Here is a 12,328-nt window from a genome sequence, read left to right on the forward strand (position 1 = left end):
CGGTCGCTCAGATCAGGCTGGTGGTTGGCGCCACGCAGGCAAAGTTGTCGGCCATGATCGCCATCTCGCTCTGCTGGATCTGCGCCGCCGGAATCACGCCGTCCTTGAACGGCAGGTCGCGGGTGGCGCAGGCATCCTCGATCAGGGTGCAGCGGTAGCCGTAGTCTTTGGCCCGGCGCACGGTGGTACTGACGCTGGAGTGGCTCATGAAGCCGCAGACGATCAGGTCCAGGTGCCCGTACTTTTGCAGGGTCTCGTGCAGGGTGGTGTTCTTGAAGGCATTGGGCATGCGCTTTTCGATGATCACTTCATCGCCCACAGGCTCCAGGCCCGGGATGAATTCGCCGCGTGGGCCCTGCGGGTCGAACATGCCGCCGACGGTACCCAGGTGACGCACGTGGATGATCGGGCGCCCGGCCTTGCGGGCCGCCTCGAGCATTTTAGCGATGTTGGCCACGGCCGCGTCCATGCCCGAGAGCGCCAGGGGACCGCTGAGGTACTCCTTTTGCGCATCGATAATCACCAGGCTGGCGTTGTTCAGCTTGGCCGGCGGATAGCCGCGGCCGCTGAGGTGGAACATCGTCGTTGGAACAGACATCAAGGGCTCCTTTGGATAGGGCTTTTACCCTATTGTCCCCTGCCTGAGCAGTTATGTGAATCGCTTCGCGTACAAGCAGCGTCGTTAGTGGCCTGCAGCCACCCTGGCGATATCCTTACAGGGTGTTTTTGCCGATCATTTCTTTTGCCGGGCTGTTAGAATCGCAGGTCGTCTTTCAAGGAGTCTGTTGTGATCACTTCTCGCTTGCGCACCCTGCGCGATCATATCCGTTGGGCCGTCAGCCGTTTCCACGAGCATGGCCTGTTTTTCGGTCATGGTGCCGACAACGCCTGGGATGAAGCGCGGCTGCTGGTGCTGGGCTCGGTGCACCTGCCCTGGGAAGTCGCCGATGCCTACCTGGACTGCCAGCTGGAAGACGACGAGCTGGTCAACCTGCAGCGCATGCTCAAGCGCCGCATCGAAGACCGCGTGCCGACCGCCTACCTGCTGGGCGAGGCGTGGTTCTGCGGCTTGTCGTTCATCGTCGACGAGCGCGTGCTGATTCCGCGCTCACCGATCGGCGAACTGATCGAAAAACGCTTCGAACCGTGGCTGGCCAGCGAACCTGCGCGCATCCTCGACCTGTGCACCGGCTCCGGCTGCATCGGCATCGTCAGCGCCGAAGTGTTCCCCGAGGCTGAAGTGGTGCTGGCCGACCTGTCGTTCGAGGCACTGGAAGTCGCCAACCAGAACATCGAGCGCCATGGCCTGGAAGAGCGTGTGTATACCGTGCAGGGCGACGGTTTTGCCGGCCTGCCGGGTCAGCGTTTCGACCTGATCCTGTCCAACCCGCCGTACGTCGATGCCGAAGACTTTGCCGACATGCCCGAGGAGTATCACCACGAGCCGGAGCTGGGCCTGGCCTGCGGTAACGACGGCCTGGACCTGGTGCGACGGATGCTGGCCGAAGCGGCCGATCACCTGACCGACAAAGGGTTGCTGATTGTCGAGGTGGGCAACAGCCAGGTGCATGTCGAGGCGTTGTACCCGGAGGTGGATTTCGCCTGGCTGGAATTCGAGCGCGGCGGCCACGGGGTGTTCATGCTCACGGCTGAGCAGTGCCGCCAGCACCAGGGGCTGTTTGCTTCGAAGGTGTAAGGCTTCAGGTTTGCAGTGAATCTATCGCTGGCAAGCCAGCTCCCACAATTGCCCTTGTGGGAGCTGGCTTGCCAGCGATGCTTTTTAGCGGTGAGTCGCAATCCAGATCAACAACCCCGCCTGAAACACCGCAAAGGCCACCAGGCAAGTGATGGTAAAACGCAGCCCGCTGTCTTCACGGCGGTACTTGCTGACCCGCTCGTCACGCTCGCGCAGTTGCGCCTCTTTTTCCTGCAAGGTCTGCTCGGCCTGTTGCAGCATCTGCGCGGCATCGAGGATCTCGACCCGCTGCACCTTGTCAGTGTTCCAGCCGCCTTTTAGCTCGCCAACCTGGACATCGACGAAGCGCCCCTTCAGGTGCTGGGCATCAGCGTACTCGACCTCCAGGCCATGGCTGCGCAGCACATGGTCGCGGCGCAGGCGAGTGTCTTCGTTGAGCGCATCCTTGCTTGGCAGGGCCGCACCTTCGACCCGGTAGTGCGGCCACTTGCGCTGCGCCCACTGCACCGCCTGGTTGAGCAGAAAGCGCCCTAGGCCGCGGTTCAGCGGCTCGATCTGCAAGCCGGTGTCGGGCGTGAAGGTCACATGCTTTTCTTCATGGTCGACCCACACATCGAGGTGGTTCTGTTCCTTGCGCACTTTTTGCGCCGGCAGCTGGATGGCCATGCGCAGCAGGCTGGTCTGCTTGCTGTGGCGTTCGGCATAACCGTACTGGACAAAGCGCAGCGGCCGCGCACCGCTGTTGCGGTCGGTCGGCAACGGCGCCAGGCGCAGCATCTGGAAATGTTCGGGGGTAACATCGGCCCAGGGCAGGGGGGCAACTTCCGCTGCTGCCTGCTCGGCAGTCGTCTCGGCGGTGTCCTGGGGGGCGGCTTCGGTCATCACGGCAATCCTCATGTGCGCAGCGGGCTGGTCGCATTGACGATGCCAGCACCGCTTTATCGGCAGGATTGGCCTGGACTGGAGGCGTAATTTCTGCGAATTGGCCTCAGCTGGCGGGCAACCGCTGAATGAAGTCGACAACGCGCTGGCCAAGTTCGGCTGCTTGCGGCAGTTGCGGGTCAAGGTAGCTGTCGCGTTGCTGGCTCATTTCTTCGGGGGCGATGCGCAGCATGTGGTTCATGCCCTTGATCAACGCCAGTTCGGCATCCGGCTTGGCCGCCTTGAGGATCTCGGCGTTATCGACACCGACCTGGAAGTCATGGGTGCCCTGGATGATCAATGCCGGTACCTTGACCTTGGCGAAGGCCTCGGCCGGGTCCTGGCGGAACAGCGAAATCAGGTAGGGCTGCACACTCGGGCGCAGGACGTCCTGCAGTGGCAGCGGCACGCGGGAAGAAGTCTTGCCGTTTTTCAAGCGGTCAAGGATGTCGTGGGCACTGGCCATGTAGCGCCCGGGGATGCGGTCAAACATCTGCGCGCGCAGCGCCTTGTCGATCGGCCAGCCGCTGCCGGCAATGCTGATCACCGCGCTGGCGCCGCTGTGCTCGGCGGCAAGGCTGGCGATCAGCGCACCTTCGCTGTGGCCGAGCAGGACCAGGCGGCCGAAGCGTGGGTCGGCCTTGATTTTCTGGCTCCAGGCCACCGCGTCGGCAACATAGCGTTCCACCGTCAGGTCACGCTCATCCGGCGTAGCAGCCAGGCTGGCGGCGACGCCTCGCTTGTCGTAGCGCACGCTGGCGATATTGTTTTTCGCCAGGGTCAGGGCCAGTTGCTTGAGGTTGTCGGTATTGCCGCCGTAGGGGTTGTTACCGTCGCGATCGGTCGGCCCGGAGCCAGCAATGATCAGCACCACCGGTGGCGGCTGCTCGGTGCGCGGCAACAGCAGGCTGCCGTGCAGCACGCCGCTGCCGGTATCGAGGCTGAGCGGGCGCTGGAACACGACGGGGGCAGCAGCCTGGACCAGACCACTGAACAGCAGGGCGATTACTGCAACAATACGCAACATCATCAGGCCACTATCGAGAGAGTGCGGTTTGGACCGGGGCCAGCGCAGAAGGTTCGCCGTCAGGGATGAACTGAATGGTTAGCCTGCGTATACTGGCGGCCTTGTTCAAATCTGGCTGATTCGCGGAGCGTCCTGCATGTCCGGCAATACCTACGGCAAGCTGTTCACTGTCACCACCGCTGGCGAAAGCCATGGTCCGGCGTTGGTCGCCATTGTCGATGGCTGCCCGCCGGGCCTGGAAATTTCCCTGGCCGACCTGCAGCACGACCTCGATCGGCGCAAGCCCGGCACCAGCCGCCACACCACCCAGCGCCAGGAAGCCGACGAAGTCGAAATCCTCTCGGGTGTGTTCGAAGGCCGCACCACCGGTTGCTCGATCGGCTTGCTGATTCGCAACACCGACCAGAAGTCCAAGGACTACTCGGCGATCAAGGACCTGTTCCGCCCGGCCCACGCCGACTACACCTACCACCACAAGTACGGTGAGCGCGACTACCGCGGCGGTGGCCGCAGCTCGGCGCGCGAAACCGCCATGCGCGTGGCCGCCGGCGCCATCGCCAAGAAGTACCTGGCCAGCCAGGGTATTCGCATTCGCGGCTACATGAGTCAGCTCGGCCCGATCGAAATCCCTTTCAAGACCTGGGATTCGGTGGAGCAGAACGCCTTCTTCAGCCCCGACCCGGACAAAGTCCCGGAGCTTGAGGCCTACATGGACCAGCTGCGCCGTGACCAGGATTCGGTCGGGGCAAAGATCACCGTGGTCGCCGAAGGTGTCATGCCGGGCCTGGGCGAGCCGATCTTCGATCGCCTGGACGCCGAGCTTGCCCATGCGCTGATGAGCATCAACGCAGTCAAGGGCGTGGAGATCGGCGCAGGTTTTGCCAGCATCGCCCAGCGCGGCACCGAACACCGTGACGAGCTGACCCCAGAGGGTTTTCTCAGCAACAACGCCGGCGGCATTCTTGGCGGTATTTCCTCCGGCCAGCCGATCGTTGCCCACCTGGCCCTCAAGCCGACGTCGAGTATCACCACCCCGGGCCGCTCCATCGATGTCGATGGCAACCCGGTCGAGGTCATCACCAAGGGCCGTCACGACCCGTGCGTGGGCATCCGCGCCACGCCGATCGCCGAAGCGATGATGGCCATCGTGCTGATGGACCACCTACTGCGCCATCGCGGGCAGAACGCCGAGGTACGCGTGAACACCCCGGTGCTGGGCCAGCTGTAATGCCGGCCCCGGCCAATCGCGCTGCGGCTCGCTGAGCCGTGGCGGCGATTCCCTACTGGCGGCTGTCCAGCTTCTACCTGTTCTACTTCGCCTTGCTTGGTTCGACCGCGCCGTTTCTGGCGTTGTATTTCGATCATCTGGGTTTTTCCAGCGCGCGCATCGGCGAGCTGGTCGCCATTCCCATGCTGATGCGTTGCGTGGCCCCCAACCTGTGGGGCTGGCTGGGTGACCGCAGTGGCCAGCGCCTGCTGATCGTGCGCCTGGGGGCGTTGTCGACCCTGGCGACCTTTTCGCTGATCTTCTTCGCCAAGAGCTACGCCTGGCTGGCGCTGGTAATGGCCCTGCATGCGTTCTTCTGGCATGCGGTATTGCCGCAGTTTGAAGTCATCACCCTGGCCCATCTGCAGGGGCAGACCGCGCGTTACAGCCAGATCCGCCTGTGGGGGTCGATCGGCTTCATCCTCACCGTAGTCGGGCTTGGCCGCTTGTTCGACTGGCTGAGCCTGGACATCTACCCGCTGGCGCTGGTGATTATCATGGCCGGTATCGTCCTGGCCAGCCTCTGGGTGCCCAATGCCCAGCCGCCGGGGCAGAATGAGCGAGCCAGCGGCGGCGGCTTTCTCAAGCAACTGGCCAGCCCCGGGGTTGCCGCGTTTTACCTGTGCGTGGCGCTGATGCAACTGAGCCACGGCCCGTACTACACCTTTCTGACTCTGCACCTTGAGCACCTGGGCTACAGCCGCGGCACCATCGGCATGCTCTGGGCGCTGGGGGTGGTGGCCGAGGTGCTGATGTTCCTGGCCATGAGCTGGATTCTGGCGCGGGTATCGCTGCGCCGGGTGCTGCTGGCCAGCTTTGCCCTGGCGGCAGTGCGTTGGGCGTTGCTCGGTAATTTTGCCGAACATTTGGGCATACTGTTGCTCGCCCAGCTCTTGCATGCGGCCACCTTTGGCAGTTTTCACGCGGCCGCCATCGCCTTCGTGCAACGCAGCTTCGCGGCCCGCCAGCAAGGTCAGGGGCAGGCGTTATATGCCGCACTGGCCGGCACTGGCGGCGCCTTGGGCGCCCTGTATTCGGGTTACAGCTGGAACCTGCTGGGGCCGGCTACCACCTTTAGTATTGCCAGCATCGCAGCCCTGGCTGCAGCCGTTATCATTGCGCTTCGAATGAAAGAGGATAGTTGCCCCGATGAGCAGCCTTAGCGTGTATCACCAGTCCACCCCGGACACCCCAAACAAGGTACTGACTCACCTGGAGGACATCGCCGCGACCCTGCAAGAGCAGGGCGTGCGTTTTGCCCGTTGGCAGGCTGGCGCGCCGATTCAGGCGGGCGCCAGCGACCAGCAACTGATCGGCGCTTATCAAGCCAGTATCGATGCGCTAAAAGCCGAGACCGGTTACGCCCGTGTCGAGGTAAGCCGCGAAGCGGATACCAGCCTGCGCGATGAGCACACCTGTGCTGAAGAGCGACTGCACTTTTTTGCCGCCGGGCGCGGGCTGGTCAGCCTGCGGATCGAGGACTACATCTATGCGGTGTTGTGCGAGAAGGGCGATTTGATCGGCGTGCCGGCAGGGGTTCGGCACTGGTTCGACATGGGCGAGGAGCCGCGGTTCGTGGCGATCCGGGTGTTCAACCGGCCGGAAGGTGGGCTTGTACGGTTTACTGGCGATTCGATTGCCAAGATGTTCCCGCGGCTTGACGACTGATAAACGCCATCACGGGGCAAGCCCGCTCCTACAGGTAGGAGCGGGCTTGCCCCCGCGAAGTTACCGATAAGTCGGCAAGGCAAACCGCTGCTGGCTTTGCAGCATCGAAATCACCGGCAGCTCACTGGCCTGTTCAGCCAGGTCGCGGCGAATCGCACTGATCGCCCACGACAGTTGTTCGGCGCTATGCAGCTGGGCATAAGAAATCGAGCGCTTGGTCTGGGTACCGTCGGCTGCCCGCAGGGTCAGCAGAATTCCGCCATCGGGGCGCGCCTGGGTGGTGACATCGTAGGCGGAGAATACCGAGGCGAATTTTTCCTGGATGAGGTCCATATCAGCTCCTGACTGTTAGTGGCAGACATGGAGTGACAGGTGCAGCGACTGTGCCAGCTTTTTGATTTTAGAAAATCTTTATAAATCAATGGCTTAGGATTTGGTTGGGAAAGGTGTGCCGTGCATTCTGCATGGTCGTGCATTTTGCACAGTGCATTTTGCAGTATCGCCTTGGCCAATAGATTTCTTCTGTCATGGCCATGACTTATCCACCGTTGACCCGCCGCGCTCCCTGATCAAGACTTGGGCCTTTCCGATAGCCAGGAGGTTCCCCATGTCTGACCAACGCAGGCCAACGCCGATGAACGACGACGAGGCGGCAGCGTTTGCCGAAGAGGTCTTCGACCGGGCGCGCAAGGGCGACGCGGTGATACTCGGGCGCTTGCTGGAAAACGGCTTGCCAGTGAACCTGCGCAATGGCAATGGCGACACCTTGCTGATGCTTGCCAGCTACCACGGGCACCTGGATGCCGTGGCGGTACTGCTCGAGCACGGCGCCGACCCGCAGATCGCCAATGACAAGGGCCAGTTGCCGATTGCCGGCGCGGCCTTCAAGGGTAACCTGGAGATGGTCCAGTTGCTGGTGGACAAGGGCGCCGAGGTCGATGGCGCGTCCGCCGATGGACGCACCGCGCTGATGATGGCGGCGATGTTCAACCGCACGGTGATTGTCGACTACCTGCTGGCCCAGGGCGCCAACCCGCGCCATCGCGACGCCCGTGGCACCGATGCCCTGGGCGCGGCGCAAACCATGGGCGCGCCCGAGACCACCGAGCAGTTGCTCAAGCTGCTCGGCTAACCCCACGGGGCCTTTTGCGGCTATCCTTGGCGACTTTTTTCAGCGTCGCAGGGCCCCTTCATGAAACTCCAACTGGCCGAACTCATCGGCAAAATCAGCGCTGGCTGCATGGGCGAGGACGAAGTCGCGCGTATCGCCGACGAAGCCGCCCAGGCCTATGCCGACCCGCAGGCGTTTCTCGCCGCCAACCCGGACATCAACTACGACGACAGTTTCCCGATCCCGCTGGGTGAGTGGATTGTCGTCGGCAGCCTGCCCGACACCGTGTTGTTCCAGGCTGATAGCTATCAGGACCTGTTCCAGCAGATCACCGACTCTTTCGACAAGAGCGTGCCGTTCAACCTCAAGCCCAAGCAACTGGCCAAAGTCGAGGCGCTGACCGCGCTTAACCGCATCCAGGTGCAGATGGGGGCGATGAACAAGGAAGCCGGCGGCTATGTGCTGATGAACTTCAGCCAGTTGCTCGATGACGAGCTGCAGATGGTGCTGGTCGGCAACGACGACCTGCCGCGGGTGCTGGAGCTGTGTGCCGAAGTCGGCATCGCCGCAGCGCCGGCCCTGGAAGCGCTGCGGGTGGCCGTGCACGTTTAACCTAGGGCGGTATCGAGGAACATCATCACCGCAAAACCGCCCATCAGGCCCAGGGTTGCCGAGGTCTGGTGGCCGTTGCGGTGGGTTTCCGGAATCACTTCGTGGGACACCACGAAAATCATCGCCCCGGCTGCCAGGCCCATGCTCACCGGGTAGGCAATGGCAAAGCCGGTGGAAATACCCAGGCCGATCACTGCGCCAATGGGCTCCATCAAACCAGAACCGATGGCCACCAGCGCCGCCTTGAAGGTCGAGAGACCGGTGGCGCGCAGTGCCAGCGCCACGGCCAAACCTTCGGGAATGTCCTGGATGGCGATGGCGCTGGTCAGTGGCAGGCCGACATTCAGGTCACCGTTGGCAAAGCTGACGCCGATGGCCATGCCCTCGGGCAGGTTGTGCAGGGTGATGGCCAGGACGAACAGCCACACCCGGTTGATCCGCTCCGCCTGTGGGCCGCAGGGGCCGGTACTTTCGTGCTCATGCGGGGTGAAGCGGTCAAGGCCGAGCATCAGCAAGACCCCCAGGCCCATGCCGACCACCACCGTCAGTGCCGCGTACGGGCCGTTGCCGGTGATCTCCCGCGCGGCGTCGAGGCCCGGCAGAATCAGCGAGAACGAACTGGCGGCGAGCATCATCCCGGCGGCAAAGCCGAGCATCACGTCCTGGGTGCGCGCGCTGACCTCGCGCAGCACCACTGCCATGACTGCGCCAAGGGCGGTGGCGGCAAATCCGGCGAGGCCGCCGAGCATGGCCATGTGCAGGTTTTGCTGGTGGTCGCCATGCACAGCATTCCACGCGCTGGCGATCAGCAGGCCGAGCACCGCCAGCAAGCTCAGGCCCAAACCTGCGCTGAGCCACGGGCTGCTTTGTGCCTGTTGCATCCAGGCGTTCCACAAGGGGACGGGAGCGGGGCTGCTGTGACTGTGGGCGGGTGGCATAGGAACCTCTCTGGCGCAATTCAATCACTCGAGTGTAACCAGCGCTGCCTGGGCGCGGCGAACGATTCGCCTCTATGGGCCTGATAGCCAGCTATCCTGAGGGCAGACGCGACCAAGGGAGCAATACCATGGGTTCTACCTTCAATAGCCTGGTTGGGCTGATCATCCTCGCCCTGGACATCTGGGCGATCATCAATGTGATCAAAAGCGGTGCCAGCGGGGGCGCCAAGATTCTCTGGATCCTGCTGATTCTGCTGCTGCCGGTGCTGGGCCTGATTATCTGGGCGATAGCCGGGCCGCGGGGCAATGTGCGGCTGTAGCCCGAGATAATCTTCAGATCAGCCAGGTCCCCTCCAGTTCCAACAGGATCTGCTTGCGCTCGATCCCGCCGGCAAAGCCGGTGAGGGTGCCATTGCTGCCGATCACCCGGTGACAGGGGATGATGATGGCAATCGGGTTGGCGCCATTGGCGGTGCCCACTGCCCGTACCGACCTGGGGTTGCCGATGGCCTGGGCAAGTTCGCCGTAGCTGCAGGTGGTGCCGTAGGGAATGCGCTGCAGGGCCTGCCAAACCTCGCACTGGAACGGTGTGCCGCGGGGCGCCACACGCACCTCGAAGGTCTCGCGCTTGCGCGCGAAATACTCGTCCAGTTGGCGCGCCACGTCGTCCAGCTGGTTGCTGGCCGGCAGCCAGTCCGCGGCCAGTTCCCAGGGCTGGGCGGCGTCCATGTGCAGCAGGCGCAGGCCCTGTTCATCGCCTGCCAGCAGCAGCGGGCCTAGCGGGCTTGGTAGGTAGCGAAAAAACATGGGGTAATGATCTCCCTGCGGATAACCCTGATTCTATTACGAAATTTTCACAAACGATTGCCGACAATTTGCGCGCGCAATTATCCGTTCGCCGAATGACCGTGCAACGCGCTCGCGTTTAGGGCACATTTGCCGATTCGTTTTACCGCCTTCCTCGAACCTGAACCCTAGGATCTTCCAATTCATGGCTAACACGGACGCCTTGAGTCAACAGCGGGCTGCGTCGCGCCCGTTGCAACCGACGCTGAAATCGCATCTGGCCTACACCCTGCTGTGCGGGCTGGTGATCATGCTGATGCTCAGCCTGGTCCGCCTCGCGTTGCTGGTCTACAACAGCGACATGATCGGCGACACGCCGACCTCGACCGTAGCCGAGGGTTTCCTCAATGGCCTGCGGTTCGACTTGCGGGTTGTGGTGTACCTGAGCATCCCGCTGCTGCTGGCGATCCTCAGTGCCCGCGCCATGGCTGCCCGCGGCCTGTTCCGGGCCTGGCTGACCATCGCCTCGAGCATTGTCATGTTCCTCGGCCTGATGGAGATGGACTTCTATCGCGAGTTCCATCAGCGCCTCAACGGCCTGGTGTTCCAGTACGTCAAGGAAGACCCGAAAACCGTGCTGAGCATGCTCTGGTACGGTTTCCCGGTGGTGCGCTACCTGCTGGCCTGGGCTTTTGGCACCTGGCTGCTGAGCCTGTTGTTCAAGGGCATCGACCGCCTGACCCGGCCTGCTGGCGGGTATGAAAGCCAGGTAGCCGGCACGCGCAGCGTTGCGCCCTGGTACGTGCGCGGCGTGGTGTTCTTCATGGTCTTGCTGGTAGCGGTCATCGCCGCTCGCGGTACCCTGCGCCAGGGCCCGCCGATGCGTTGGGGTGATGCCTTCACCACCGACTCGAACTTCGTCAACCAGCTGGGCCTGAACGGCACCCTGACCCTGATCGACGCGGCCAAGAGCCGTTTCGGCGAAGACCGCGCCAACATCTGGAAGTCGACCATCGAGCAAGGTCTGGCGACCCAGACCGTGCGCGACATGCTGCTGACCGCCAACGACAAGCTGGTCGATGCCGACAGCGCCGCCGTGCGCCGTGACTTCACCCCGCCGGCGGACAACACCCTGCCAATCAAGAACGTCGTGGTGATCCTCATGGAGAGCTTCGCCGGTCATTCGGTTGGCGCCCTGGGCAGCCCGAACAACATCACCCCGTACTTCGACAAACTGGCGAAAGAGGGCCTGCTGTTCGACCGCTTCTTCTCCAACGGCACCCATACCCACCAGGGCATGTTCGCCACCATGGCCTGCTACCCGAACCTGCCGGGCTTCGAATACCTGATGCAAACCCCGGAAGGTGGCCACAAGCTGTCCGGCCTGCCGGCGCTGCTCAGTGCTCGTGACTACGATGACGTCTACGTCTACAACGGTGACTTTGCCTGGGACAACCAGTCCGGTTTCTTCGGCAACCAGGGCATGACCACCTTCATTGGCCGTAACGACTTCGTCAATCCGGTGTTCTCCGACCCGACCTGGGGTGTGTCCGACCAGGACATGTTCGACCGTGGTAACGAAGAGCTGGCCAAGCACGATGGCAAGAAGCCGATCTACGCGCTGCTGCAGACCCTGTCCAACCACACGCCGTATGCGCTGCCCAAGGATCTGCCGGTCGAGAAGGTTACCGGCCAGGGCCGCTTGGACGAGCACCTGACTGCCATGCGCTACTCCGACTGGGCCCTGGGCCAGTTCTTCGAGAAAGCGCGCAAGGAGCCTTACTTCAAGGAAACCCTGTTCGTCATTGTCGGCGACCATGGCTTCGGCAACCACCAGCAGGTCACCGAGCTCGACCTCGGGCGCTTCAACGTGCCGCTGCTGCTGATCGCCCCGGGTATCCAGGAGAAGTTCGGTGCGGTCAACCACACCGTGGGTACCCAGATCGACATCGTGCCGACCATCATGGGCCGCCTGGGCGGCGAAACCCGTCACCAGTGCTGGGGCCGTGACCTGCTCAACCTGCCAGCCGGTGACCAGGGCTTCGGCATGATCAAGCCATCGGGCAGCGAGCAGATCGTCGGGCTGGTCAAGGGCGACCGGATCCTGATCGAGTCCAAGGACATGTCGCCGCGCATGTACCGCTACGAGCTGGGCGCCAACTTCAAAGCCGAGCTGATCGAAGCCCCGGACCAGACCGAGCTGACCCACAAGCTTGAGTCGTTCATCCAGACCGCGACCAAGAGCCTGCTGGATAACACCGCGGGTGTAGTGCACGGCACCCCGGAATAACGACGTTGCGGG

The 12,328-nt window shown here is 63.0% G+C and carries 14 protein-coding genes; 8 read left to right on the forward strand and 6 right to left on the reverse strand.

What is annotated here, in order from left to right; genetic code table 11:
- Positions 1-7: 7 nt before the first annotated feature.
- Complete coding sequence (locus tag ACIOVF_RS18420) at positions 8-598, reverse strand: cysteine hydrolase family protein (protein WP_093380478.1); 591 nt, start codon at positions 596-598, stop codon at positions 8-10.
- Between the two features lie 189 nt (positions 599-787).
- Between ACIOVF_RS18420 and prmB the strand changes: the two genes are divergently transcribed.
- Positions 788-1,696: a 50S ribosomal protein L3 N(5)-glutamine methyltransferase gene (prmB, locus tag ACIOVF_RS18425; protein WP_045195306.1), complete on the forward strand. Its 909-nt coding sequence runs from the start codon at positions 788-790 to the stop codon at positions 1,694-1,696.
- Positions 1,697-1,780: 84 nt separating this feature from the next.
- Here the strand turns inward: prmB and ACIOVF_RS18430 are convergent, their stop codons facing one another.
- Both ACIOVF_RS18430 and ACIOVF_RS18435 read right to left on the reverse strand, forming a co-directional pair.
- Positions 1,781-2,578 (reverse strand): hypothetical protein, encoded by a 798-nt coding sequence (locus ACIOVF_RS18430; RefSeq protein WP_045195305.1) that lies wholly within the window; start codon positions 2,576-2,578, stop codon positions 1,781-1,783.
- 106 nt (positions 2,579-2,684) lie between these two features.
- Positions 2,685-3,647: an alpha/beta hydrolase gene (locus ACIOVF_RS18435; protein ID WP_045195303.1), complete on the reverse strand. Its 963-nt coding sequence runs from the start codon at positions 3,645-3,647 to the stop codon at positions 2,685-2,687.
- Between the two features lie 133 nt (positions 3,648-3,780).
- On the opposite strand from ACIOVF_RS18435, the gene aroC reads away from it, so the two are divergent.
- Genes aroC through ACIOVF_RS18450 form a run of 3 tightly spaced genes read left to right on the forward strand, consistent with a single transcriptional unit; the run spans position 3,781 to position 6,579 of the window.
- Positions 3,781-4,872, forward strand: a complete 1,092-nt coding sequence (gene aroC, locus ACIOVF_RS18440) for a chorismate synthase (protein ID WP_401291339.1) — start codon at positions 3,781-3,783, stop codon at positions 4,870-4,872.
- A 38-nt stretch (positions 4,873-4,910) separates the two neighbouring features.
- Positions 4,911-6,074 (forward strand): MFS transporter, encoded by a 1,164-nt coding sequence (locus ACIOVF_RS18445; RefSeq protein ID WP_401291342.1) that lies wholly within the window; start codon positions 4,911-4,913, stop codon positions 6,072-6,074.
- The gene (locus ACIOVF_RS18450) at positions 6,061-6,579 is read left to right on the forward strand and encodes an acireductone dioxygenase (RefSeq protein WP_258594499.1); all 519 of its coding nucleotides are present in this window, start codon (positions 6,061-6,063) and stop codon (positions 6,577-6,579) included. Before ACIOVF_RS18445 ends, ACIOVF_RS18450 begins: the two co-directional genes overlap by 14 nt.
- Positions 6,580-6,639: 60 nt before the next feature.
- Here ACIOVF_RS18450 and ACIOVF_RS18455 read toward each other — a convergent pair whose 3' ends face one another.
- Positions 6,640-6,912 carry a DUF3509 domain-containing protein gene (locus tag ACIOVF_RS18455; protein WP_045195296.1) on the reverse strand — a complete coding sequence of 91 codons (273 nt, stop codon included), beginning with the start codon at positions 6,910-6,912 and terminating at the stop codon, positions 6,640-6,642.
- A 274-nt stretch (positions 6,913-7,186) separates the two neighbouring features.
- Here ACIOVF_RS18455 and ACIOVF_RS18460 point away from each other — a divergent pair, with 274 nt between their 5' ends.
- Positions 7,187-7,711 carry an ankyrin repeat domain-containing protein gene (locus tag ACIOVF_RS18460; protein WP_045195295.1) on the forward strand — a complete coding sequence of 175 codons (525 nt, stop codon included), beginning with the start codon at positions 7,187-7,189 and terminating at the stop codon, positions 7,709-7,711.
- A gap of 60 nt (positions 7,712-7,771) precedes the next feature.
- On the forward strand, positions 7,772-8,302 hold the full coding sequence (locus ACIOVF_RS18465) for a hypothetical protein (RefSeq protein ID WP_045195293.1): 531 nt from the start codon (positions 7,772-7,774) through the stop codon (positions 8,300-8,302).
- Here the strand turns inward: ACIOVF_RS18465 and ACIOVF_RS18470 are convergent.
- Positions 8,299-9,240, reverse strand: a complete 942-nt coding sequence (locus ACIOVF_RS18470) for a ZIP family metal transporter (RefSeq protein ID WP_045195291.1) — start codon at positions 9,238-9,240, stop codon at positions 8,299-8,301. The genes ACIOVF_RS18465 and ACIOVF_RS18470 overlap by 4 nt on opposite strands.
- 128 nt (positions 9,241-9,368) lie before the next feature.
- Here ACIOVF_RS18470 and ACIOVF_RS18475 point away from each other — a divergent pair, with 128 nt between their 5' ends.
- Entirely contained in the window at positions 9,369-9,560 is a 192-nt protein-coding gene (locus ACIOVF_RS18475) for a PLDc N-terminal domain-containing protein (protein WP_045195289.1), read from the forward strand.
- 13 nt (positions 9,561-9,573) lie between these two features.
- On the opposite strand, the gene ACIOVF_RS18480 is transcribed toward ACIOVF_RS18475, so the two are convergent.
- The gene (locus ACIOVF_RS18480) at positions 9,574-10,047 is read right to left on the reverse strand and encodes a methylated-DNA--[protein]-cysteine S-methyltransferase (RefSeq protein ID WP_045195287.1); all 474 of its coding nucleotides are present in this window, start codon (positions 10,045-10,047) and stop codon (positions 9,574-9,576) included.
- 184 nt (positions 10,048-10,231) lie between these two features.
- Here ACIOVF_RS18480 and ACIOVF_RS18485 point away from each other — a divergent pair, with 184 nt between their 5' ends.
- The gene (locus ACIOVF_RS18485; RefSeq protein ID WP_045195285.1) at positions 10,232-12,316 is read left to right on the forward strand and encodes an LTA synthase family protein; all 2,085 of its coding nucleotides are present in this window, start codon (positions 10,232-10,234) and stop codon (positions 12,314-12,316) included.
- Positions 12,317-12,328: the final 12 nt, after the last annotated feature.

The sequence above is a fragment of the Pseudomonas sp. NPDC087612 genome (assembly GCF_044743505.1).
Taxonomy (GTDB): domain Bacteria; phylum Pseudomonadota; class Gammaproteobacteria; order Pseudomonadales; family Pseudomonadaceae; genus Aquipseudomonas.